27 protein-coding genes and 1 other annotated feature are annotated in these 25,437 nt (G+C 30.5%); of the genes, 24 read left to right on the plus strand and 3 right to left on the minus strand.

Features of this window, described 5'->3' with window-relative positions:
• The first annotated feature begins 33 nt into the window (after positions 1-33).
• The 18 genes from TCEL_RS00725 (at position 34) to TCEL_RS00810 (ending at position 17,790) form a co-directional block, all read left to right on the plus strand.
• A complete protein-coding gene (locus TCEL_RS00725) occupies positions 34-987 on the plus strand; it encodes a hypothetical protein (protein WP_018660125.1) in 954 nt (317 codons plus the stop codon).
• Positions 988-999: 12 nt separating this feature from the next.
• On the plus strand, positions 1,000-2,436 hold the full coding sequence (locus TCEL_RS12670; protein ID WP_018660127.1) for a sensor domain-containing diguanylate cyclase: 1,437 nt from the start codon (positions 1,000-1,002) through the stop codon (positions 2,434-2,436).
• Between the two features lie 40 nt (positions 2,437-2,476).
• Complete coding sequence (locus TCEL_RS00735) at positions 2,477-3,931, plus strand: RDD family protein (RefSeq protein ID WP_018660129.1); 1,455 nt, start codon at positions 2,477-2,479, stop codon at positions 3,929-3,931.
• A 37-nt stretch (positions 3,932-3,968) separates the two neighbouring features.
• Positions 3,969-4,165 (plus strand) — a binding site (T-box leader).
• Positions 4,165-6,174: a methionine--tRNA ligase gene (gene metG, locus TCEL_RS00740; protein ID WP_084739346.1), complete on the plus strand. Its 2,010-nt coding sequence runs from the start codon at positions 4,165-4,167 to the stop codon at positions 6,172-6,174. (Overlaps the previous feature by 1 nt.)
• 11 nt (positions 6,175-6,185) lie before the next feature.
• Positions 6,186-6,935: a TatD family hydrolase gene (locus tag TCEL_RS00745; protein ID WP_018660135.1), complete on the plus strand. Its 750-nt coding sequence runs from the start codon at positions 6,186-6,188 to the stop codon at positions 6,933-6,935.
• Positions 6,936-7,206: 271 nt separating this feature from the next.
• A complete protein-coding gene (locus TCEL_RS14170) occupies positions 7,207-8,244 on the plus strand; it encodes a 3D domain-containing protein (RefSeq protein WP_018660137.1) in 1,038 nt (345 codons plus the stop codon).
• A gap of 71 nt (positions 8,245-8,315) precedes the next feature.
• Positions 8,316-8,858, plus strand: coding sequence for a ribonuclease M5 (gene rnmV / locus TCEL_RS00755; RefSeq protein ID WP_018660139.1), 543 nt, complete (start codon positions 8,316-8,318; stop codon positions 8,856-8,858).
• A complete protein-coding gene (gene rsmA, locus TCEL_RS00760) occupies positions 8,858-9,706 on the plus strand; it encodes a 16S rRNA (adenine(1518)-N(6)/adenine(1519)-N(6))-dimethyltransferase RsmA (RefSeq protein ID WP_018660141.1) in 849 nt (282 codons plus the stop codon). Before rnmV ends, rsmA begins: the two co-directional genes overlap by 1 nt.
• 63 nt (positions 9,707-9,769) lie before the next feature.
• Positions 9,770-10,861, plus strand: a complete 1,092-nt coding sequence (locus tag TCEL_RS00765) for a DUF7922 domain-containing protein (RefSeq protein WP_018660143.1) — start codon at positions 9,770-9,772, stop codon at positions 10,859-10,861.
• Between the two features lie 60 nt (positions 10,862-10,921).
• Entirely contained in the window at positions 10,922-11,482 is a 561-nt protein-coding gene (locus TCEL_RS00770) for a hypothetical protein (RefSeq protein WP_018660145.1), read from the plus strand.
• Between the two features lie 9 nt (positions 11,483-11,491).
• On the plus strand, positions 11,492-11,911 hold the full coding sequence (locus tag TCEL_RS00775; protein ID WP_018660146.1) for a hypothetical protein: 420 nt from the start codon (positions 11,492-11,494) through the stop codon (positions 11,909-11,911).
• A 6-nt stretch (positions 11,912-11,917) separates the two neighbouring features.
• Positions 11,918-12,670 carry a prolipoprotein diacylglyceryl transferase gene (locus TCEL_RS00780; RefSeq protein WP_018660147.1) on the plus strand — a complete coding sequence of 251 codons (753 nt, stop codon included), beginning with the start codon at positions 11,918-11,920 and terminating at the stop codon, positions 12,668-12,670.
• Positions 12,671-12,681: 11 nt separating this feature from the next.
• Positions 12,682-13,221, plus strand: a complete 540-nt coding sequence (locus TCEL_RS00785; RefSeq protein ID WP_018660148.1) for a GNAT family N-acetyltransferase — start codon at positions 12,682-12,684, stop codon at positions 13,219-13,221.
• A 4-nt stretch (positions 13,222-13,225) separates the two neighbouring features.
• Positions 13,226-14,005 carry a YhfM domain-containing protein gene (locus tag TCEL_RS00790; protein ID WP_018660149.1) on the plus strand — a complete coding sequence of 260 codons (780 nt, stop codon included), beginning with the start codon at positions 13,226-13,228 and terminating at the stop codon, positions 14,003-14,005.
• Between the two features lie 52 nt (positions 14,006-14,057).
• On the plus strand, positions 14,058-14,657 hold the full coding sequence (locus tag TCEL_RS00795; protein WP_018660150.1) for a hypothetical protein: 600 nt from the start codon (positions 14,058-14,060) through the stop codon (positions 14,655-14,657).
• Between the two features lie 147 nt (positions 14,658-14,804).
• Entirely contained in the window at positions 14,805-15,881 is a 1,077-nt protein-coding gene (locus TCEL_RS00800) for an efflux RND transporter periplasmic adaptor subunit (protein WP_018660152.1), read from the plus strand.
• Positions 15,878-16,573, plus strand: coding sequence for an ABC transporter ATP-binding protein (locus tag TCEL_RS00805; protein WP_018660154.1), 696 nt, complete (start codon positions 15,878-15,880; stop codon positions 16,571-16,573). The genes TCEL_RS00800 and TCEL_RS00805 overlap by 4 nt, the downstream gene beginning before the upstream one ends.
• 8 nt (positions 16,574-16,581) lie before the next feature.
• Positions 16,582-17,790 carry an ABC transporter permease gene (locus tag TCEL_RS00810; RefSeq protein ID WP_018660156.1) on the plus strand — a complete coding sequence of 403 codons (1,209 nt, stop codon included), beginning with the start codon at positions 16,582-16,584 and terminating at the stop codon, positions 17,788-17,790.
• A 73-nt stretch (positions 17,791-17,863) separates the two neighbouring features.
• Here TCEL_RS00810 and TCEL_RS00815 read toward each other — a convergent pair whose 3' ends face one another.
• Positions 17,864-18,229 carry a hypothetical protein gene (locus TCEL_RS00815; protein WP_018660158.1) on the minus strand — a complete coding sequence of 122 codons (366 nt, stop codon included), beginning with the start codon at positions 18,227-18,229 and terminating at the stop codon, positions 17,864-17,866.
• Positions 18,230-18,339: 110 nt separating this feature from the next.
• Here TCEL_RS00815 and TCEL_RS00820 point away from each other — a divergent pair, with 110 nt between their 5' ends.
• Positions 18,340-18,528, plus strand: coding sequence for a ferredoxin (locus tag TCEL_RS00820; protein WP_018660160.1), 189 nt, complete (start codon positions 18,340-18,342; stop codon positions 18,526-18,528).
• Positions 18,529-18,544: 16 nt separating this feature from the next.
• Here TCEL_RS00820 and TCEL_RS00825 read toward each other — a convergent pair whose 3' ends face one another.
• Entirely contained in the window at positions 18,545-20,062 is a 1,518-nt protein-coding gene (locus TCEL_RS00825; RefSeq protein ID WP_040683699.1) for a sensor histidine kinase, read from the minus strand.
• Positions 20,063-20,225: 163 nt separating this feature from the next.
• On the opposite strand from TCEL_RS00825, the gene TCEL_RS00830 reads away from it, so the two are divergent.
• Positions 20,226-21,008, plus strand: coding sequence for an undecaprenyl-diphosphate phosphatase (locus TCEL_RS00830; RefSeq protein WP_018660164.1), 783 nt, complete (start codon positions 20,226-20,228; stop codon positions 21,006-21,008).
• Positions 21,009-21,091: 83 nt separating this feature from the next.
• Here the strand turns inward: TCEL_RS00830 and TCEL_RS00835 are convergent, their stop codons facing one another.
• On the minus strand, positions 21,092-21,541 hold the full coding sequence (locus tag TCEL_RS00835; protein ID WP_018660166.1) for a DUF3231 family protein: 450 nt from the start codon (positions 21,539-21,541) through the stop codon (positions 21,092-21,094).
• 104 nt (positions 21,542-21,645) lie between these two features.
• Here TCEL_RS00835 and TCEL_RS00840 point away from each other — a divergent pair, with 104 nt between their 5' ends.
• From TCEL_RS00840 to TCEL_RS00855, 4 genes are all read left to right on the plus strand, one after another.
• Positions 21,646-22,386: an ATP-binding protein gene (locus tag TCEL_RS00840; protein ID WP_018660167.1), complete on the plus strand. Its 741-nt coding sequence runs from the start codon at positions 21,646-21,648 to the stop codon at positions 22,384-22,386.
• A gap of 59 nt (positions 22,387-22,445) precedes the next feature.
• A complete protein-coding gene (gene safA, locus TCEL_RS00845; protein ID WP_018660169.1) occupies positions 22,446-23,060 on the plus strand; it encodes a SafA/ExsA family spore coat assembly protein in 615 nt (204 codons plus the stop codon).
• 183 nt (positions 23,061-23,243) lie between these two features.
• Complete coding sequence (locus TCEL_RS00850) at positions 23,244-24,197, plus strand: ROK family protein (protein WP_018660171.1); 954 nt, start codon at positions 23,244-23,246, stop codon at positions 24,195-24,197.
• Between the two features lie 81 nt (positions 24,198-24,278).
• A complete protein-coding gene (locus TCEL_RS00855; RefSeq protein ID WP_018660174.1) occupies positions 24,279-25,343 on the plus strand; it encodes a mannose-1-phosphate guanylyltransferase in 1,065 nt (354 codons plus the stop codon).
• Positions 25,344-25,437 lie beyond the last annotated feature (94 nt).

Here is a 25,437-nt window from a genome sequence, read left to right on the forward strand (position 1 = left end):
ACATAGGAGGCATTTTATAAAGGAGAGTAATTTATGAAGCGAAGTATAAGATTCTTTGTTATAATGCTTATTATGATTTCATCGTTAGTTCCTCTTTTAGTTTTTGCTTTGTTATTCTTTAATAATACCTTTAGCTTCTTTATAGCAAGTGATAGGAGAAATATTGAATCAGTATTAGAAAAGGAAAGAAAATATATTGAGAGATTTGTTGAAGTTAATATTAAAGATGTAAAATTAGTGGCTACATCAGATAATGTAAAAACACTAAAAAAGGAAGAAATAATAGATGTTTTTATAAGAGTTATGAAGGTTCGAGATGATTTTGAAAAGATGAAGTTTATTAAGACAAATGGGGAAGTTTTAGAGGTAAGTAGAGAAGGAAAGGTAAGGGAGTATAAAAAAACTCACCTTGATTATTTTGATAAATATGCACTAGAACATGGAGATATAGCCTTCTATACAAATGAAGAGGATAGTAAACAGTATCTTTGTTTTTCTTCAAATTTTATAAAGGACGGAGAAGTATTTGCAACTTGTATTGCCTATATGCCTACAGATACAGTAGATTTTTTTACAGATAATATAAATCTAGATGCTATAGCAGAAATATATATAACAGATAGTAGGGATAAATTCTTGATAAAGAAGATGGATGAAGATCTTCAAGAGAGTGCCGATATTACTCTACCTATTAAAAATTCTGATTGGACTTTAGTTGCAAATGTAAATAATAGATACTTTAAAGATATACTTTATAAAAACATTCTATTTAAAACATTTATATTTTTGATATTTATAATATTTTCTATAATACCAATAGCAAATTATATTGCTATACAGGTACAGGAGGCTTTTAGAGAAGTCTTAGATGCAATAGAAAATAAACAAAAAATAGAAGGGAAAAGCATATTTTTCGATAAGATTTATGAGCTAAGAAAACTAAAGGTTAATATAAACAAATTTATTGTTTATATTAGAAAAAACTAAGGGTGGGTTAAGATGTTCAAAAGGTTAAAGGTTGTTATAACAGTATTTCTTTTAATAATGTCCATAGTTCCTTTAATACTTTTTTCTTCTACATTCTTTTTTTCAGTAATTAATTACTTTACTAAAAATGATGAGAAAAACATTTTAGAGATTTTAACAAGAAATAAAAAGTACTTAGAAGTTTTTGTAGAGATGAATATAGATGATATGAGGCTTTTGGCTAATTCTGATGACTTGAAAAGTTATGAAATAGATGAAATAAAGGGAGTTTTAGAAAGATTTTTATCAACTAGAGATGAATATTCAAAGATTAAATATATCGATAAGGATGGCTGGTTTGTTGAAGTAGATAGAAGTAGATCCGTTTATGAAAAATACTTACAACTTAGCCAAAAGGAGAGGTTATTATTTGAAAAGGGGGATTTTTCTACAATAATATCTGAAGATGGCATAAATTATGTTGTATTTTCTTCACCTTATGAGGATGAAAACAGACATGGTATTGTTGTGGGATATATTGATTTAAATAGGTTTGACTATATTTTTAAAGATTTAACTTTAACAGGTTTAGGTAACATAATTATTAAAGATAGTTCAGGAAACTATTTGTTTAAAATGGATAATAATAAAAAATATGATGAGGATGTAAAGGAAGAGATAAAAAATACTGATTTTAGTATGATTGTTTCTATAAACAGAGAAGATATAAGAAATGTATTTTTAAACGATCTATTTAGAAAGCTTACCCTTTACTTCTTTTTAACAGTTGTTATGGCAATAGTTTTTGCATATATAATATCTGAAGCAATAAACAAATATATAACTCGAATTATAGTAAGTATAAATACTTTGACTAGAATTAAAAGTACCGATAGCCTTCTTGATAATATAAAAGAAATAGAAACTTTTAAAAATAAGTTTAATGAAATAATAGAAAAGCTAAATAAAGATAAGATAGACTTAAGTGATAAAGCTTATATTGATGCTTTAACAGGACTTTATAATAAAAGATTCTTATCAGAAAAGTTATCTGAGAAATTAAAAGAAGTAAATGAAAATGTATATTTTATGATGGCTGATATTGATTATTTTAAAAAGATAAATGATACTTATGGACATATTGTTGGAGATAGAGTTTTAAAATCCTTAGCAGAAATATTAAAACAAAACATTAGAGAAGGAGACTATGCAATTAGATTTGGTGGAGAAGAGTTTTTGATTGTTTTTAGAAATATAACAAAAAAGGAAGCTCTAAATATAGCGGAGAGACTAAGGGTTCAGGTTGAAAAATTTGTATATAGAGAGGAAAAGTTAAATATAAAGTTTACAATAAGCATAGGGGTTGCAAAATTTAAAAATGGAATTGAATATACAATAGACATAAGTGATGAAGCTCTTTATAGTGCCAAAAGTTTAGGGCGTAATAGGGTAGTTTACAAGGAAGTGTAAAAATACAAGAAGCGGGAAAAATAAGTATGAGGTGTTATTTATGGATAGACTTATACTTATTGTTTCTCGCTTTGCTGCTTTTATTATAGATTTAGTTGTATTTGGGGTAGTTTATATTATAGCTTCAGATTTAGGAGCATATGCTTATCTGTTAGGTTACATAGCTATATTTTTGTATAGGTTCATAATGCAGGGAAGATATGGTCAGACATTAGGAATGATGCTTTTAAAAATAAGGCTTAATAAATATTCATACAAAATTGCATTAAAAAGAGAAATATATAGAATTGCATCTAGTTTTTATTATATAGGTTATATCTATGCTATATTTGATAAGAAATTAAGGACGTTTCATGATATATCATCAGGAACCTATGTGGACTATGTGGATAAAGAATTAGAAGAAGTAAGAGATAATAAAATAATATTTTATATTTCAAGTTTTCTTCTTGTAATTTCAATAATAAAGGGTACTTCTAGATTTTTTATAAATGAAATAGGACTTTTTGGATTGAATAGATTTTTAACATCGGATGAATATTATCAAAGTTTTGAAGGAGACAATCTTTTAAGCCTATCACAGGATGAACTTTATCTTAAAACAGTTGGAAGAAAATATACAGCAGTAATTAAAGAAGGAGAAAAGAAGGTTATATATAGAATATCCAATAAGCTAAAATATACAGAAGTATATAGGCTAAATACAAATGGAAATGAACTTGTTGGAGAATATAAATTTAAAGTGGATTTTCCCATACAGTTCATAGATAGTGGGGATTTTAAAAGAGAAAGTTGTTTTTGTGCAATAACACCTAAGGGAGAGCTTATTTTATTTTCAAACTGGGGAGATATCTATGCAAAAACAAAAATTTTAAATAAGGATGTAATAAATCTAAAAACTGGTGATATAGACAGGGATGGATTGGATGAAATAGCAATTTTAAATAGAAATGCAGACATAGAAATTTATAAATTAATGGATGGTAAATTAAACTTGATATTCTCAGGAAAGATAGGTGAAGACATATTACCCTATGCCTTTTTAATTGATGATGGTATAATTGTTTTGTCTAAAGGCCAAAATAAAATTAATATATATAAATATGATTTTAAGGATTATAGTTTTAGATATGTCTTCAAAAAAGAGATAAAGATAAAAGAAATATCAAATATATTTAAGTTTGGAGAAGGTTATTTAATAAACTATATAGGAAGAAATAATATGACCTTTAAAGTTGGAAATATACAAGTATTTGAAGCTTTAGATAATAACTTTAAATTAAAATACAACTTTGGTGAAAGACCAGCAAGAAGATATTCATATATGGTTAGGATTGTGGAAAATGTGGTTGATTTAGACGATGATGGGAAAGAAGAAATAATAGTTAAGTCTGTTGGTAAGGATGATGTAATGGGTCACGCCTACAGGGTAGAAGTCTATAAACAAAATAATATTCTTCTTATGATTAACAAATTATTAAGCTGGTGGGCTTGACAAAAACTATCTAATTTTGTACATTAATCTTAATAATGAAAATGCTGTGAAGGAGAGAGTAGCATAATACCGTGTCTAAAAGAGAGCTGGGGTAGGTGAAAGCCAGTGGCACAGGGTTATGTGAAGATGGCTCTGGAGCACAACAGTCGATATGTAGGCTGTTGCGGCGTTGCCGTTATCTTAATTAAGGCCGTATGGCGAAGTAGGGTGGTACCGCGATGCCTCGCCCCTATATGGGGTGGGGCTTTTTAATTATAAAAGTTAAATATAACATCTTATATACACAAATAAAAAAGAAAGGAGAGAAGAGGATGGAAAATAAGAGATTTTATATTACAACCCCAATTTATTACCCAAGTGATAAGCTACATATAGGTAATACATATACAACAGTAGCAGCAGATGCACTGGCAAGATTTAAGAGACTTACAGGTTATGATGTAATGTTTTTAACTGGTACAGATGAACATGGACAAAAAATACAAAGAATAGCAGAAAAAAATGGAGTAACACCTAAAGAATATGTAGATAAAATAGTTGCATCAATAAAGGAACTATGGAAGACAATGAATATATCCTATGATAAATTTATAAGAACAACTGATGATTATCATGAAAAGGCTGTACAATACATATTTAAAAAGCTATATGAAAAGGGAGACATATATAAAGGATATTATGAAGGTTGGTATTGTACTCCTTGTGAATCCTTCTTTACAGAAACACAATTAAAGGATGGAAAGTGTCCAGACTGTGGAAGAGATGTAGAGTGGACAAAGGAAGAGGCATATTTCTTTAAATTATCAAAATACCAAGACAGACTTTTAAAATATATAGAAGAACATCCAGAATTTATACAGCCTGAAAGCAGAAAAAATGAAATGATTAACAACTTCTTAAAACCAGGTTTAGAAGATCTATGTGTTTCTAGAACTTCATTTACATGGGGTGTACCTGTTGAGTTTGATCCAAAGCATGTTGTATATGTTTGGATAGATGCACTTGCTAACTATATAACTGCATTAGGTTATGGAAGTGAAGATGATACATTATATAAGAAATACTGGCCAGCAGATGTACATCTTGTTGGAAAGGATATAATAAGATTCCATACAATTATTTGGCCAATCATGTTAATGGCACTTGATCTACCACTTCCAAAGCAAGTATTTGGACATGGATGGTTATTAGTTGATGGTGGAAAGATGTCAAAATCAAAGGGTAATGTAGTAGATCCAGTTGTTTTAACTGAACACTTTGGAGTGGATGCTGTTAGATATTATCTATTAAGAGAAATTCCTTTTGGTCAAGATGGTCAATTTACAAATGAAATGTTTATAAAGAGAATAAATTCAGACCTTGCTAATGACCTTGGTAATTTAGTGTCAAGAACTCTAACAATGATTGAAAAATACTTTGATGGAGAAATTTTAAGAGGAGAAGCAGGAGATTTTGATGACGAATTAAAGAATCTTGCTAAGGAAACTCCAGCTAAAGTTGAAGATTTAATGAACAAATATAGAATAAGTGATGCCATGGATGAAATATGGAGGCTGATCTCTAGGGCAAATAAGTATATAGATGAAACAATGCCATGGGTTCTTGCAAAGGATGAAGGTACTAAAAATAGATTAAAAGAGGTTCTATACAACCTTGCAGAAACAATAAGATTTATAACTGTTCTATTACAATCATTTATGCCTGAAACTGCAGAAAAAATTAAAAATCAATTTAACTTTACAGATTTAACTTGGGATTCAGTTAAGGACTTTGGATGCTTAAAAGAAGGTACTAAAGTTAAGAGAGGAGAGCTATTATTCCCAAGAATAGATGTAGAAAAGAAGTTAGAGGAGCTTGAAAAATTAAACAAAAATGAAGAAAAGAAGGAGGAAAAGAAGATGGAGCCAATTAAGAGTGAAATAACAATAGATGATTTTTCAAAGATAGATCTAAGAGTTGCTAAGGTTGTTGAATGTGAAAAAATTGAAGGTGCAGATAAATTGCTTAAATTAAAGGTTGATTTAGGTGGAGAACAAAGACAGGTTGTATCTGGAATTGCAAAACACTTTAAGCCAGAAGAACTAATTGGTAAAAATGTGATTTTAGTTGCAAACTTAAAACCTGTAAAGCTAAGAGGAGTAGACTCCTATGGTATGATTTTAGCTGCATCAACTTCAGATAAAGAAAAATTAGTTTTAGCAACAGTTGATGGAGATATTGAAACAGGTGCACAAGTTAAGTAAGGAGTGATAACTTGATATTTGATACACATGCTCATTATGATGACGATGCATTTGATAACGATAGAGAGGAAGTAATTGAAAAGCTAAAAAAGGCAAATGTTGGACGTGTTTTGAATTGTGGAGCAAGTATAGAAGGATGTTTTAAGACTGTTGAGCTTGTTCAAAAATATGATTTCTTCTTTGGAGCAGTTGGACTTCATCCTCATGAGGCAGAAAAAAAGAATGATTTAAATATAGTTGGTGATCTACTTTTAAAGGATAAAATTGTAGCTGTTGGAGAGATTGGATTAGATTACTACTATCCTCATGATAGAGAAAAGCAAAAGAGATTATTTAGAGAGCAGATGGATTTGGCAAAACAGCTAAACAAACCAGTAGTAATACATGATAGAGATGCCCATGAGGATACATTAAAGATATTAAAGGAATTTAAAGGAGTATCTGGTGTACTCCACTGCTTCTCAGGTAGTGTAGAGTTTGCAAAAGAGGTTGTAAAGCTTGGATATTATTTAGGTTTTACAGGAGTTGTAACCTTCAAAAATGCAAAAAAAGCGGTGGAGGTTGTGCAAAATATACCTCTTGATTACATTCTAGTAGAAACAGATTGTCCATACATGGCACCAGAACCCTATAGAGGTAAGAGAAATGATTCATCCTATTTAGTTTATGTAATAGATAAAATAGCACAAATTAAAGAACTAGATTATAAATACGTAGAAGAAGTCACATATAACAATGGTTTAAGGGCTTTTATGTTATAAAGCCCTTAAATTAATTTTTTGTAAATAACAAAGAAAAATGAAAAAAATGGTTTTACTTTTTTCATTTTTTGTATATAATATTAACAAGCTGCCTCCGTGCTGGAAAGGGATGTATAACCGCAATCATTTTTGTTTATAATTTTTTATATAAATGTATGCCAAGGTAGGCATTTTATAATTTTTCCAGCTTGGGAAGCTGGGACGTTTGACAAAATATGTCGAAATGTGTATAATACCATAGTTGTCCCTGGTCCCAAAAGGAGGTGTTAGTATGTCAAAGTTGACCTCTCAGGTAAAGACTAGGATTTACGGGAATCCCAGGTTTCTAGGCATTTTAACCGCTTGTATAGTAGCTTTTTTAATCATTTTTGTTCAAACAGAAAAGACAGTTACTATTGTAGATGGAAAGGAAACAGTAAAGGTAGCTACTTACAAGAAAAAGGTTAAGGATGTCTTATTATCTTGCAATGTAAACATCAAAGACAAAGATAGAGTTGCACCTGGGCTAGACAGCATAGTTGAAGATAACATGGTTATAAATATAAAAAGAGCAGTTCCAGTTACTATCCATGTGGATGGAAAAACTATAAATGTGGAAACTGCTCAAGACACAGTATTAGACGTTCTAAATGAAGAAGGAATAGTTTTAAATGAAAAGGATAAGGTTTCTCCATCGATTATGGCTAAGGTAAAGCAAGGAGATGTAATAAAAATAGTGAGGGTGGAGGAAAAGATATTAACATCCACCGAGAGAATTCCTTATACAATTGTAAGGAAGGCAGATAATAACCTTGCTAAAGGAACAACAAAGGTTCTTCAAGATGGCCAAGATGGAGAAAAGGAAATTGTGACAAAGGTAGTATATGAAGACGGTAAGGAAGTAGTAAGACAGGTTGTAGCACAAAATGTAAAAAAGGCTCCAGTAAATAAAGTTGTTGCATATGGTACACTTGCTTGGATATCAAGAGGTGATAGTAAGCTATACTATACTAAAAAAATAAGAATGAGGGCAACATGCTATACAGCAAGTTACCAAGATACAGGTAAGATGCCTGGAAGTCCTGGATTTGGAAGAACTGCAACAGGTACATTAGCACGAAGAAATGAGAATGGCTATAGTACAGTTGCAGTTGACCCTGATGTAATACCACTTGGTACAAAGTTATATATCCCTGGTTATGGTTTAGCCATAGCAGAGGATACAGGTGGTGCTATTAAGGGTAATAAGATTGACCTTTATTTTAATCCAGGAAGCTATGAATACAGGACCTGGGGAGTAAGATATGTAGATGTTTATATTTTAAAATAAGGTGGATTTCCACCTTATTTTTTTGTATAATTATTGGGTTGTGTAGAAGTATAATAAAAGAGGTGTTTTATGTGATAAAGGAAGTTATAGTTGTAGAAGGAAGAGATGATTTAATAAAGGTAAAACAGGCTGTTGATGCAGATGTAATTGTTACAAGTGGATTTGGTATAACTGAAAAAACAATAGAGAAAATAAGGGAGGCACAAAGAACAAGGGGAGTTATAATATTTACTGATCCAGATTATGCAGGTGAAAAAATAAGAAGAACAATATCAGAGAAGGTTAAGGGTTGTAAACATGCATATATGCCTAGGGATAAGGCTATAAAAAATGGAGATGTTGGTGTAGAGAATGCAACTATAGAAAGTATAAGAGAAGCCTTAAGTAAAGTTCAAACTGAAGTTGAAAACCCTAAAATTGAGTTTACAATGGAGGATTTAATTAAAGCTGGATTAGTAAATGTAGAAAACTCTTCAGAGTTAAGGGATGAAGTAGGTAAAATATTAGGAATAGGCTATGGAAATGCAAAGCAGTTCTTAAATAGATTAAATAGATATGGTATTAAAAGAGAGGATTTTGAAAGGGCCATAAAGTTGGCAAAGGAGGGAAAATAATGAGTCTTGCTTCTAAAACAAAGGAAATAGTGAAACACTTTGAATTTAAATTTAGTAAGAGCTTAGGACAAAACTTTCTAATTGATCAAAATATACTAAATAAAATAGTTGATGCAGCAGAGCTTGATGAAAACAGTACAGCAATTGAAATAGGACCTGGTATTGGGGTTTTAACTCAAGAGATGGCAAGAAGATGTAAAAAGGTAGTTGCCATAGAAATAGATGATACATTAATACCTATTTTAAATGAAACGCTTGCAAATTTTGAAAATATTAAGATAGTACATAATGATGCTCTAAAGGTTGATTTTAATAGATTAATTGAAGAGGAAGGGCTAGAGAACATAAAACTCGTAGCTAATTTACCATACTATGTTACAACACCTATATTAACTAAGGTATTAATGGAAAAGCTACCTTTAAAATCGATTATAGTCATGATACAAAAGGAAGTAGCAGATAGAATTGTTGCAAAGCCTGGATCAAAGGAATATGGATCGCTTTCAATTTTAGTTCAATATTATTGTGATGTACAAAAGGTATGTAGAGTTTCAAAGAATTGTTTTGTTCCACCACCAAAGGTTGAATCGAGTGTAATAAAAATGAATTTAAGGCCTCCAAAATATAATGTTGAAGATGAGGATCTATTCTTTAATGTTGTAAGACATGCATTTAATATGAGAAGAAAAACTCTTTGGAATGCACTAAAGCCAATAGGTTTAAGGGAAGAGGATTTAAAGGAAGTGTTTAAACTATCTGGTATTGATGAAACAAGAAGAGGTGAAACATTAAGTATAGAAGAATTTGCTAAGCTTTCTAATACAATTTACACAAAACTTAAAAAATAAAGGACAATTTTTCAGTTAATGTTCATATACTATAATGATGAACATTAACTGGGAGGTATAAAAGTGTCTGCTAAAAAAAGTTATAGTAGATATTTCATCATATTACAGGAAGATGACAAGGGATTTGGTATAGCTATAGACAAGCAACCAACAGGATATACTAAGATTGAAACCAAAAATGGAAAATGCAAAATAACAGTTTATGTACAAAACTTGGTTAAAGAAAAGGGACCGTATGTATGTTATCTTGTGGATACTACAAAAAACCCACTTTATACAGCAAGGCTTGGTGAAGTACCAGTAGATGATACAGGTAGAGGAGAAGTTTGGTGGGAGTATAGAGAAGACAACGTTGCAGATACTGGACTTAACGTAGATAAATTTAATGTTTCAACAATAGTTGTTGAAGGAGAAAGTGCAAGTTTTCCACTTGTAGGTTATGTGGGTAAGGACAGAACAAGTTTTAAGGACAGATTTGTGTTAAAGAAGAGAGAGGTTAAAGAGGTTAAAGAAGCTGTTAAAGTTAAAAATGAAGTTGAAGTTAAAGTAGAAGATGAAGTAGATGAAGAGGCAGCTAAATTTGATAAATATGAAGAGGAGATTAAGAAAGAAATATTAGGAAATATTGAAGAACCTCAAAGAGAAGAAGTTAAGGATGAGGATTTAAACGACTATAATGAAGCTGCTCAGGTTGAACTATTGAGAAATGCTGATATGAGTAGTAAAAGTAAAAACCACGCAATGTATTTCCATGAAATACTTAAGGATTTTGAAGAGGTAAAGGATATAACAGAGGAGTATTCAGATTGCAGATGGTGGAAGGTAAAGCTTGATTATGATATTAGGCTTAAAGAAAATAAATACTACCCATATTATTGTGCAGTATATCATCTAAAGATGGCATATCCTTATATTAACTATTTGAAGTATTGTAAAAACACAGGACATTATTACTTTGGAATAAAATATGATAAAGATGGAGAAGTAAAATATTTACTATATGGTATTGAGGGAGATAATGATATCAAATCACAACCTTACAGTGGCATGACAGGGTTTGTAAAATGGATAAAGTTTAAGGACAAAGGGCTTTGGATTATGGTTTATAATCCTTACAATGGATGTATAATGATACCAAAGCCTAAGGATAAGTGATAAATAAGCCCCAAAGAGTTATATACTCGAATGGGGCTTTTAAGTTTAAGGGGGGATTTTATGAAGCGTAAAAAATATCTTTTAATATCACTATTAGTTCTTATAATTTTGTTGCTTTCACTTAATTGGATGTGGATTTTTAAATTATATAGAGTAAGTTTGAATTTGCTATGTGAATATAAAGGTATAAAAATAAAGGATTATGGTATTACTTATTATCTACCTCAAAGTTTCAATTTAAATACAATAGATTTTAATGATAAAGTAGTACTATATCATGCTGATTTTATATCTAGTGATAAAAACATTAGAGGAATAGTTGAAGTATTGAATATAGGAGATTTGAAAACATATTTAGAAAAATCCAAAAAAAGTGCAACTGGAGCAGTTGATTTTAAATATTTTAATATTTACAATAAAAAAGTAGCCAATAAAAATGCATTTGTTATTGAATATTTAAGAAGGGGAAATGATAATAGATATTATAGGGCATATGAATACTTTATTCCTACAAGTCAAGGATATGTTTTTAGGATGAGCTTTTTTATTCCTGATGATATATTTAATAACAATTTTTATAATCTGTTTGAGGATATAGTAAATAAAACATTAATAAGCTGAGGTGTAGATATGAATAAACAAAAGATTAAATTTATCAAAAAGAAGTTGTTTTTTTCAATAAAGGCATCTATAATTACTATAATAGTTTTATCTATTATTACTTCAATTTATGCCTTGATAAAGCATAAAGACATATTGAGTAGTATTTATACCTTCTTATATTATTTTGGTGGATTTAGTATGATTTTAGCTGTACCTCAATTTTATAAAAGAAATGAGGATGCAAAATTAAGAAGAATTAGGCGACAAAGCCCACTTTATGGTTTCTATGATATAAAAGAAAATCCATACGTAGAAGAGGCTATGGAGGAGGCTTTTGAGGAGTTTAGAGAGGATGGATTTTATACAGGAATTGCCATTATTATTTATTCTATCTTAATTTTATTAGTTGCATTTTTAATGGAAAAGATTTATTTACTAAGGGGGTAAAATGGTATGCATCCAATATTGTTTAGAATAGGGAATATTACAATATACAGTTATGGTTTCATGATGGTTGTTGGCATATTATCAGCGATATTATTAACAATATATAGAGCTAAAAAACAAGGTATAAGTGAAGATGTTGTTATGGATATTGCAATATATGGAGTTATTGCAGGTATTATTGGTGCAAAGCTTTTATTTTTGATTGCAGAGGCTCCATATATATTTAAAAATCCAGCTGTACTTAAGGATATGATAACAGGAGGATTTGTTGTTTATGGAGCTTTAATTGGAGGTGTTTTAGCAGCCTATATTTACTGCAGAATAAAGAAAGTAGATTTTCTAAAGATGTTTGACATAGCTGCTCCTTCTATTGCAATTGCACAGGGATTTGGAAGAATTGGATGCCTATTTGCAGGTTGTTGCTATGGGAGAGAAACAACAAGTCCCTTTGGAATAGTTTTTAAAAATTCACCCTTTGCACCAAATGGAGTTAAACTTATTCCAACACAAATAATATCAAGTGTAGGTGATTTTTTAATTGGATTTATTCTTTTATACTTTTCTACTAAAACTAATAAAAAGGGGCAAGTAGCAGGTCTATATATGATTTTATACAGCGTAGGTAGATTTTTTGTTGAATTCTTAAGAAATGACCCAAGGGGAAATGTATTGTTTTTATCAACATCTCAATTTATTTGTATTTTTGTATTTATTATAGGAATATATGTATTTAATATTGACAAGTTGCGTAGAAGCTAAGGTGATGTATTATGATGATTTATGAGCTTAAAAATGGCAAGAGGTTAAGCATTAGACGTGCTCAGGAGAGGGATGCAAAAGAACTAGTTGAAATGTACAATAAATTAGGTATGGAATCAGATAATTTGACCTTTGGAGTAGATGACTATTATCTTAATGTAGATCAAGAAAAAAATTTAATTTATAACTTAAACAATAGAGATAACTGCATATATTTGGTTGCTCTAATTGATGGTAAAATAGTAGGGAATTTAACTTTTATAGCCTCCCAAAGAAAAAGGCTTATGCATAGGGGAGAAATGGGTATAGCTGTATTAAAGGACTACTGGAATTTAGGAATTGGAAATAGTCTAATGGACTATTTTTTCAAATGGGTTCAAAGTACAGAAAAAATAAAGAAGGTTGAACTTCAAGTAAGGGAAGACAATATTGCAGCAATTAACTTATATTTAAAGTGGGGATTTAAATTTGAGGGGAAGATATCAAAGGGAATAATGGTTAATGGAAAATATTACGATCTATACTATATGGGAAGAACAATAGGATGGTGAGAAAGTGAAAAAATTCCTTGTTTTAATTTGTACATTAATAGTATTATTTACAAGTTCATGTAATTTTTTTAAGCATTCTAATACTAAAATTGAATCCAAATTAAATAAGAACATAAAATATGAGAGAATTATAATAACAAGTACAAGACTTGCTGGTAGGTATACTATTTTTGACCAAACTTCAATAAAGAGATTTATGAATGAAATATATGGTGCAAAGAATGTTGAAGGTGATATAACACTTCAACCTGACTTTTTTATAGAGTTTTATGATTCAAATAAAAAGGTGGCAACTTTTAAATATATTGCAGGAATTACAGATGAAAATCAGCCAAATTTAATTGATGAAGAAGGTAATAAGTACTATGTAGATAGTAGTATTGAAGATGAGTTTATAAAAAGAATTATGAAAAAAGAAATGTTTAAAGGCGCTTCTGACTATTATATATCTTTATTAGAAGATGTATTAAATAGGATAAAGCAGGAAAGACAAGACAATATAAAGGTTTATATAGACATAAACAAAGACTATTTAGTTATAAAATATCTTACTTCGGTTGATATGAGGAATATATATGATTCAGTAAAGATACAGGGAATAGAAATAGTTGAAAATGAAAACCAAGCAGATTATGTTATAAATATTGTAACTAGCGAATACAAAGATACAAAAGTAGTTGCGAATGTATCAATAAAGGATAAAAGCAATTACACAAAAAAGCTGTTTTATGAAGGAAACAGGGTAGATGGGAAAATAACATCATACTTTATAAAGAATAAGTAGCTAAAAAGCTTCATATCTATTAGATATGAAGCTTTTTTTGTGGGGTGATATTGTGAAATACTTTAAAATCTTTGTTATAACAGTTATTTTAGCAGTTACTTTCTTTTCAATCTTATATCTTACAAAAATTGCAAAGGACATTGAGGAGTACACCTTTTCAAGGGGTGATAGTATTAATTTAATCGTTTATACAACTAGTAAGGAAAAGTTAATTGATGCAGATATAAAGAATTTGCTAGATTACATAGAGAAATCTCAGGAAAGTATAGGTATTAAGGTTAAAAATTTAGGAGCAGTAACAGATAAGAAGACTCTAGAAAATAAGCTTAATAAAACTATAAAGCCTTTAGGAAGATATATAGTAATAGATTTATCTTTAAATGATAAGATAATTAATAAAGAAACTATACTTATAAGAGTTGAAAAAAATGAAAAATATGATGAAAATGTAGGCTTTGCTAATAAAATAAAAACAACATTAAACAAAGATAGAGTAAATATTTTAGGTGAAAGCAAGTGCTATCTACAGGAGTTTGGAGATAGGGCCTTAAGAGTTGAACTAAGTAATAAGCTTACATTAAAAGAGGCAGAAAAATTAATTGATAAGCTTATGTATGCAATATATAAAAACATTACAGATGGAGAGTTTTAATATTAAATCTAAAGCCCCATGGAAGGATAAAATCCATCCATGGGGTTAATCTATGAATAAAGAATATTGATAATATTACATTTTATGGTAAAATAGATCATAAGCAATTTTTCTAGCGTAATTAATTTTAAAAGGAGTGAAAAGGGTATGAGAAGAAAGGGGATTATTATAACTCTTATAATATTTTTTATATTTGGTATTACAATTTATTCTCTAAAAAGAAGTGCACAAAAGCCTGTTGAAGTTAAAACACAGGAGGTTATAAAGGGGGATATTGTTGCAAGTTTTTCAACCAGTGGAACTGTTGAATCAAAAAATAAAAGGGAATATTATGCCCTAACTACTGGTAAAGTGTTAAAAGTTTATGTAAAGGAGTCAGATAGGGTAAAAAAAGGAGATATACTAGTTGAATTTGAAGTTCAAGATATGACAAATCAATTGAAAACTGCAAAGCTTCAATATGAAAATGCTAAACTGCAGCTTGAAAATCTAAAAAAGCAGAAGGAAAATGCTATAAACAATCTTCCTCAAAATCAAACAGCTTCAATAGATGATCAAATAAAGATGCAACAGAACCAAGTAGAAATAGCAAGGCTTAATGTAGAAAGTATTAAACAAACAATAGCAAAACAACAAAGGTACTTAAAGGCAGAATCAGATGGGGTTGTAACTCAGATAAATGTAAAAGAGGGAAGTCAAGTACCAGTGCAGCTTCCTGCAATTGTTGTTGAAGATATTTATAACCTCAGAGTAGTAGTTAACATAAATCAATATGATGTAAACAGAATAAAAGAAGGACAAGAGGCAGAGATTAAGTTTTTGGACAATACTTTAAAGGGTGTTGTATCTTCAATCAGCAAATCTGCAACTAAGACAATGTCAACTGCTGGTACAGATACTGTTGTTAAGGCCTATGTTGATGTACTTGAAAAATCTGATGTTATAAAACCTAATTTTGATGTAGATGTAGAAATTAAAACAGCATATAAAAACTCTGTATTAAAGGTACCAAATGAAGCAGTTATTCAAGAGAAGGATAATAGAGAAAGGGTATATATAGTTGAAAATGGTGTTGTAAAGTCAGTAGATGTAAAAATAGGACTACAAAATGACTTTGAATCTGAAGTTATAAGCGGATTAAAGGAAGGGGATAGGATAGTATTAAATCCCCCTGCAACATTAAAGGATGGAGTTAAAGTTGTAGATAAGGATGTGAAAAGATGATAGAAGTATTTGAACTTAGAAAATCCTATAAACTATTATCAGATGATATTGAAGTTTTAAGGGGAATAAACTTAAAAATAGAAAAGGGTGAATATGTAGCAATAATGGGTCCTTCAGGATCAGGAAAGTCTACCCTTATGAATATTTTAGGATGCCTTGATAGACCAACTAATGGTAAATATATATTAAATGGAAGTGATGTATCCAAATTAAATGATAATGAACTTGCAAAAATAAGAAATAGGGAAATAGGATTTGTTTTTCAAGCATTTAACCTACTTCCTAGGCTTTCAGCCCTTGAAAATGTTGAACTTCCACTTATATATGCAGGTATTAAAGCATCGGAGAGAAGAAAAAGGGCAGTTGAAGCACTTGAAAAGGTAGGGCTCTCTGATAGAATGCATCACAAACCTAACGAATTATCAGGTGGGCAAAGGCAGAGGGTAGCAATTGCAAGGGCCATTGTAACAAATCCATCGGTTTTAATGGCAGATGAGCCAACTGGAAATTTAGATTCAAGGTCAAGTGAGGAGATAATGAAGATATTTCAAAGCCTAAATGATGAAGGAGCAACTATAGTTATGGTTACTCATGAGATGGATATTGCAAACCATACAAAGAGAATAGTTAGAATTAAAGATGGCTTGATTTTAAATGATAAACCAGTAGAAAACAGAATATGCTACAGGTAGGTGTCTTTATGAATATTTTAGAAAGCTTTAAGGTTGCTATAGAAAGCATATTAGCTAATAAGCTTAGGTCTTTTCTTACGATGCTTGGGATAATAATTGGTATTTCATCAGTAATTACAATTGTAGCAATAGGAAAAGGCGGACAAAAAAGAATAACAGCAGAATTTGAAGATATTGGAGTTAATGTTTTAGAGGTAAAGGTAGATACAAATACTCAGCTTTCAACTAAGGATTATTTTACGTTAGATGATATTAAGGAGATCAAAAATAGAATAGATGAGGTGAAAAATGTTGCACCACTGGTACAGAGACCAGTTACAGCAAAGTTTGAAAAGGCAACAAAGAGGGCGATTTTATTAGGTACAACTAATGATTATTCTTCTATATTTTCTTTAGATATACTATATGGTAGATTTATTAATGAAAGGGACACACTTCTAGGTAAAAATGTTGTTGTGATTGACAATGTAAGTGCTAAAAATATATTTGGATATGAGGATTGTGTAGGCAAGACTGTTAAATTAGGCAGCAGGGATAACATGATTAATGCGGTGATAGTTGGTGTTTATAAGAATGAGGGTGGAACATTTGCAGCAGCCTTTGGTGGTAATATGCCAATATTTGCATATGTGCCAATAACATTCATGCAGAAGCTTATACCCAATGAGTTTAACATAACACAGATGCAGGTTTTAATTTCAAATTCTAAAAACTCAGAGGAAGTTGCAAGAAATATAATAAGGTTAGTTGAGTCAAGGCATTTTAATAAGGATAAGTACAAGGCAGAAAATTTAGTAAAGCAGCTTGATCAGGTAAATAACATAATAAATATTTTTACTATGATAATTGGTGCCATAGCTGGAATTTCTCTTATTGTTGGTGGAATAGGAGTTATGAATATTATGCTTGTTTCGGTAACAGAACGAACAAGAGAGATAGGTATAAGGAAGGCTATAGGTGCAACAAGAAGGGATATATTGATACAGTTTTTAATAGAATCATTAATTTTATCGTTAATTGGTGGAGTAATAGGTATGATGCTAGGAACCTTATTTGCCTATGCTATAGGAGTATTTTTAAAGATAGAGCCTACTGTTTCAATGTCGACAGTTTTAATTGCATTTCTTTTCTCATCTGCAGTTGGTATATTCTTTGGAATATATCCAGCAAACAAAGCAGCAAAACTAGATCCAATAGAGGCGTTAAGATATGAGTAAAATTTTTAGCCCCATGAATTTTAAGTTAAAATTCATGGGGTTTTTTATAAAAATTTATGTAACTTTAGAATAATTACCTTTTAAAAAATTTTTTTATAAAACTTAGTACATTTTTTTCTTTATTATCAAAGTATGATGAATACCACTCCAACACAACGTCTCTTAATACTGTTTCTCTTCCTTTATATAACTTTTTAAAGGATTCATCCCACATTGACTTTGGATCAATTGTTATTATTTTCTTTTTAAATTTTTCAACATCATCACAGTATGCAAATATTAGAGCATTTTTAACTAGTGTTTTAAATTCTTCTTCTATATCAAGTCTTTGACTTAGAAGAGTCTCTACTAGGCTCTTATCAACTGAATTTCCTGTATGTTCAATTCCATAAAGTATTCTTCCAATAAAAAACTTTTCGTGTGTTGATAACTTTCCCATATAAACCTCCTCATTGAGCGTACAATTTAAAATTGACTAATTATATTTTAGAACTTTTAGGGTAAAAAGTAAATTATGTGGTAATAATAAATAAAAAGGAGGGATGTTTTATGAAGGCAATAGTTGATAAGGAAACATGCATAGGATGTGGATTATGTCCATCTATCGCACCAGATGTTTTTGAGATGGGAGACGATGGTAAAGCCCATGTTATCACCTCAACAGTACCAGCAGGTTCAGAAGATGCTGCAAAGGAGTCAGAAGCAAGCTGCCCTGTAAATGCAATAAAAGTACAATAAGGTGGCAAGTGCCACCTTATATAATGTCAGCAAAATAATTTTTACTGTATTCTATTCTTCTTTGCAACTTTTGTTGATTTAGCATGGCCTTTTTATTTGGGAGCGTTATAGCATAACCAGTTAGGTTATCCTTATTTATTATTTTGATCTCACCCTCTAACATTTTAACAAATTCTCTTGCAATATAAAGTCCAATTCCTAAACCTTCTGTTGAAGGAAGATTTGAGTCTTTTGATTTATAGAATTTATCAAATATCCTATGCTTTTCATCCTCATTTATTGGGGGGCCATCATTTAGAATGCATAATTGTAATTTTTGATCAATTTGAAGATCTATATGAATATTTCCACCATAGTTTGTATATTTTATGGAATTAGATATAAGGTTTAAGAAAATATTTGTAAACATCTTTTTATCAGTTACAAAAGTTCTATTATTAGAGAATTCAAAAGTCACATCCAGCTTCTTTTTATCTAAAACCTCTTCAGCCGATTCTATTATTTCGTCTATTATGTAAACAATGTCTTCATCAGAATAGAATACTTCAACATTTCCATTTTCAATTTCATTAAATAATATCAGGTTATCTGAAAGTCTATTTAATCTGTGGGCATTATTTTCGATTGAGGATATATAACTTAAATATTTTTGAGGATTTTGGTATATTAACCTAGAGGCATTTAATATAATATTTACTGGTGTTCTAAGTTCATGGGATAGATTAATTAAAAAGTCTGTTTTTATTGTATTTGCTTCTTCTAGATTTTTATATGGTTTTTGAATGTTGCTCATTACAAAGGTTTTAATTAAAAATAAAAATGCTATTAACTTAAAAACATGAGTTGATGCTGCAAATATATCGTTTGGGTATTTATGAAAATAGGATACATATTTAGAGAAAAATGCAAAAGCAATGCTGTTTATAGAATTTATATTATAAATATCAGGCTTTAATTTATAGCGTTTTAGGGATGTTAAAAGAGCATAAAAATAAAGGGCAAAAACAGTAAAGTCAAGTACCCTGCAGTATTTAGTTGGCCCATTTGAATCAATAAAGATAACATATTGTTGGTTTTTAAAGGCATAGTGTACTAACAAAGAAAAGGCTGTAAAAACTAATGGAATATAAAAAAAATGCTTTCTATCTTTTGCTACATGATTTTCAGGTAATTTATTTAAAAGTATAATCGCTATGCTCAGTAGTGTATATGTAATATTAGCAAGCAGAATACTTATCCCCCAACTGTCCATTTGTAGAGCAAAGTGTATGTGAAGAATATTAATTAGCGAAATAGATAAAAAAATAGAAGAAGGGATAATATATTTTTGCTTCTTTTCATAGGGGAATGTGTACCATCCTATATAAAAGATAGTACATGATGCCATAGAAACAATTATTTCACTTGCTAAATGAAAAAAATCAAAGGTACGTCGATCTATAAGTATAGGTTTTTTTGTAGATAAAACTGCGAAAAAAATAAAAATGAAAAAAGAAATTAACAAATTTATGATAATAGTTATTTTTTTCTTCAATTTTATCCCCCCTTGGCAAAAAAACATTTTATCATACTTAAATGAATATTTCTACAATTTGTCGAATGAATTACAAATTTAGACAAAATATTACATAAATTATTTTATCATTGATTTATTATAAACAATAGTGTATTCTATTTAGAGGAAAGGGGGATGTGCTTTGATATTAAAGGCTATAATTTTAGGAATAATTGAAGGATTAACAGAATTTTTACCTGTATCATCAACAGGACATCTAATCATTGCAAACAAATACATAAGCTTTACAGGAAACTTTGCTAATGTATTTGATGTTGTTATTCAGGTTGGTGCAATACTTGCAGTAATGCTTTATTTTAAAGATAAGATATTCCCTAAATTTGAAGATAAAAGACAAGCAAGAAGGGTGTTTAGGCTTTGGTATAAGGTTGTAGTTGGATTTTTACCAGCTGCAGTCTTAGGATTTTTATTAGATGATTATATAGAAGAACACTTTTTTAATCCTAGAACAGTTGCCTATGCACTAATTTTTGGAGCATTGCTTTTACTATTTGCTGAAGCAAGGCTAAAGAGGGTTAAGGTTGATGATGTAGATGAAATGACCTATAAAGATGCATTAGGAGTAGGATTATTCCAATGTTTAGCTCTTTGGCCTGGTATGTCAAGATCTGCATCAACCATAATAGGAGGATTATTCCTAGGACTTTCAAGAGAAGTATCAGCAGAGTTTTCATTCTTCTTAGCACTTCCAACAATAATAGGGGCTTCAGTTTTAAAACTATTTAAATCAGGATTGATGTTTACTCCATATGAGTGGTTAGTTTTATTTGTTGGAACTTTTGTTTCCTTTGTTGTAGCATTAATAGTTATTGCTGCTTTTATGAGCTATATAAAGAAAAGAAAGTTGGCTCCATTTGCATATTATAGAATTATACTTGGAATAATAGTGTTGCTTTTATTATAAAGTAGCCCTATAATTGTGCTTAGTTATTTTTGTAATTAGCTTAATAAATGCAAATTATGTAGAATAAGCTGGTTATAACCAGCTTATTCTACTTTATAGTATCCTTTTGTTCTCATCATGTTGAATATAGTTTCTGCGTGTCCTTGTTCTTCCTGTTGGATATGTTGAAGTTGTTTTCTTATGTTAGTATCAACGGTTTCTAAAATTGCTGTATTGTAGTTTGAGGAAACATGTTTTTCAGTAGATAATGAATCATTCATAATTTGAGCATCTGAGAAGGAAAGATTTTGCTGATTTTGAGCTGCAGATGGCTTATTATAGCTCTCATAGATGCTAGTATAATTAACACCATTTTGAGTTAATATATTTTTCAGTGTTGTTGCATGCTGCCTTTCATATCCTGCAAGAGTGTTGAACATATTTTTTACATCTGCATCACTTGCTAATGCTGCATATTGTTCATATTTTCTAATACAAAGATATTCAGCATCAAGATTTTCCTTAAGGTAATTTATCTCTTTTTGAGTGAGCATATTAAACACCTCCAAAATTATTTTTTGCAAATATATGATTTATATCACATAAATTTTTTATATTTTATTTTATAATCAGTTTGAAAATAAATGGAGGTGGTATCATGGCAATAAGAAAGATAGTGCATATAGATGAAGAAAAGTGCAATGGATGTGGATTATGTATTCCAAACTGTGCAGAGGGAGCACTACAAATAGTAGATGGTAAAGCAAAGCTTGTTAAAGATATTTACTGTGATGGACTTGGAGCTTGTTTAGGACATTGTCCACAAGGAGCTATATCAATAATAGAAAGAGAAGCAGAAGAATTTGATGAAAGGGCTGTTGAGGAATATTTAAAATCAAAGAAGGATGATGATAATTTAAAAAACACAACAAAGCACCATATACATCATGGTGGTTGTCCAGGAAGTATGATAAGGCAATTTAATAATGCCTCTAACCAAGAGCAAAATATTAAGGTTTCATCAAGATTAAGACAATGGCCTGTTCAATTAAGTCTAGTTCCTGCTACAGCACCATATTTAAATGGAGCTGATCTACTAATTACGGCAGATTGCGTACCTTTTGCATATGGAAATTATCATAATGACTTTCTAAAGGACAGAGCAGTTGTGGTAGGTTGTCCAAAATTAGATGATATAGAATACTATATTGAAAAGCTAACAGATATAATAAAGCTCAATAATCTAGAGAGCATAACAGTTTTAAAGATGGAGGTTCCTTGTTGCAGCGGAATGATGTATGCAGCAAAGACAGCAAGAGATAGAGCAGGTTCTGATATTCCAATTAAAGTTGTAACTATTGGAATTGAAGGCGACATTTTAAAGAGAGAGTACGTGTAAAAAAATTCAAGGAATAAAAACATCACCTATACTAAGAATAATTAGTAGAGGTGATCTACTTGAAAAAGAAGATAACAATACTATATCTAATAACATTTATACTATTTACTTCAATAGTATTTGCACAGGACACATACTATACAGTACAGCCAGGAGATAGCATGTGGAAAATAGCACAAAAATATCAGGTTGGGGTATCAGAAATAGTTGCAGCAAACCCAGAAATCAAAGATCCAGCATTAATCTACCCAGGGCAGAAGATAAAGATACCTGTTGTTGAAACAAAGGCAATAGAAAGTGAAGTAGTAAGGCTTGTGAATATTGAAAGGGCAAAGGTAGGTTTACCAGCCCTTAAGGAAAATTGGCAGCTTTCAAGAATTGCAAGATATAAGTCTCAGGATATGATAAATAAAAACTACTTCTCACATTATTCACCAACTTATGGTTCACCCTTTGATATGATAGAATCCTTTGGATTGAAATTCTCAGCAGCAGGAGAAAACATAGCAATGGGTCAAAGAACTCCTCAAGAGGTTATGAATGCATGGATGAACTCTCCTGGCCATAGAAGTAACATCCTAAGCCCAACATATACGGAAATAGGAGTAGGACTTGCAAAGGACAAATATGGAAGGTGCTACTGGACACAGATGTTTATAAAACCTATTAGATAATTGAAATTAAAAAAATATTTTGTAGCCCCATGAATGTATAAAAATCGTTCATGGGGCTAAATTATGGCGTTTTTTGTTTAGAAAAATATAAATTTTGTATATAATTTATGCTTTTATTTTTGTAATCAAAGTAATATAATTAGTATGTATATTAAATTAAATTAATTAAGAAAGGGGATAACTATGTACATAGGTATAGATTTAGGTGGTACAAACATTGCAGCTGGACTAGTTGATGATAGCGGAAAAATATTATATACAAAATCAACTCCAACGCTTGCAACAAGAGGATATAAGGCAGTTATAGATGATATAAACAAGTTAGTTAAGGATATTATTGAAGAAGCAAAGGTTGAAAAGAATGAAATAAAAGCAATAGGTATAGGTATACCAGGGCTTGCTGATAAGGATGGAAATGTTATATTTTGCGTTAACTTAGGATGGGAAAACATTCCTTTAAGAAAAATGATGGAGGAAGAGTTAAATATTCCAGTATTTATAGACAACGATGCAACTGTTGCTGGCCTTGCTGAATATGAGTTTGGTTCAATGAAGGGATGCAAAAATGGAATTCTTCTAACATTAGGTACAGGTATAGGTGGAGGAATAATATTAAATGGAGAGGTTTATAGCGGAGTACATGGTGTAGGTTCGGAAATAGGACATATGATAATAGGAGAAAACTTTTATAATTGCAACTGTGGAAAGAATGGATGCTTTGAAACATTTGCATCTTCAACAGCAATAATTAAATATACTCAAAAATTAATTAGTGAGGGAAATACAGATACAATAATTCTACAAAAGGTAGAAGGGGATTTAGAAAAGATAAATGCAAAAGTAATTTTTGATAGCGCAAAAGAAGGCGATAGGGTTGCTAAGATGGCAGTGGATAGACTTGTAAAATACCTTGTTATAGGAATATTCAATATAGTAAACTTCATGGATCCAGAGGTTATAGCATTAGGCGGAGGAATTTCTAATGCAGGAGAGTACTTATTAAATTTAGTAAAAGAGGAATTTGAAAAATTTAAATACTACAAGACTCTTCCAGCAGCAAACATTGTACTTGCTCAGTTTAAAAATGATGCAGGAATACTTGGAGCTGCGATGCTTGGAAAACATGGTGTAAGATAAGTAAAAAATGTGATTTACTACTATTAAGTAGCAAATAAAGGCCACTCTGCATATTATAACAATATGCGGGGTGGTTATTTTATGATATATGCAGTAATTATGTCAGGTGGGCTTGGATCAAGATTTTGGCCAAAATCTAGAAAAGGACTCCCTAAACAGTTTTTGAAGATTATTGGGCAAAAAACAATGATAGAAAATACAGTTGACAGGATTTCAACAATCATCCCAAGGGAAAACATATATGTTGTGACAAATCAAAACTATGTAGGGATTATAAAAAAGCTTTTAGGGTTTGACAATAAAAATATATTTAAGGAGCCTTTAAACAAGGAAACTGCTTCATGTATAGGACTTGCAGCAGTTAAGCTATTAAAAAAGGACTTTGAAGCTACAATGGTGGTTTTGCCTTCGGATCATTTAATTATTGGTCAAGAGGAATTTGAACAGACTATAAAAAGGGCAATAGATGTGGCTCAAGATGGTGACTACTTAGTTACTATGGGTGTCGCTCCAACAAGGCCAGAGATTGGTTATGGATATATTGAAGTAGGGGATAAAATTCAGGATAACGTATTTAGGGTAAAAAGATTTATTGAAAAACCAAATTTAGATGTAGCAACATCTTTTATAGAAAAGGGAAACTTTTTATGGAATAGTGGGATGTTTGTTTGGAGGGCAGATAGGCTTCTTCGCGAAATAAAAAAATACCTTCCAGACCTATATAAAAACCTTATGAGAATATATGAGTATATTGGAACAGAGGATGAGGAGAAGGTAATAAAAGAAGAGTATGAAAAGATTGATGGAATATCAATAGACTTTGGAGTAATGCAGAGGACCCACAGGGCTGTTGTGATACCAACCAACTTTGTATGGGATGATATAGGAAGTTTTACATCCCTTGAAAGATTTTTAAGCAAAGATGAGAATGGAAATATAATTCAAAACTGTGAAGCTGCAGTAATGGATGTAAAGAATACAACAATAATGGGGGACAAGAGATTAGTTGCTGCAATAGGAATAAAGGATATGCTAATTATAGATACCGACGATGTAATTCTAGTGTGCCCAAAGGACAGAGCCCAAAGCATAAAGGATTTAGTAAAAAAGATTTCAAGCAGCGAAGAATTCGAAAAGTTCATATAGTGCCACCCAAGTGAAATGTGACATTTTCCATTGTTTGTAATAACAAAATATAACAAAAAAGCTCCTAGGATTAATAGGAGCTTTTTTGTTGCAT

It is taken from the genome of Thermobrachium celere DSM 8682, from assembly GCF_000430995.1.
Lineage (GTDB): Bacteria > Bacillota > Clostridia > Clostridiales > Caloramatoraceae > Thermobrachium > Thermobrachium celere.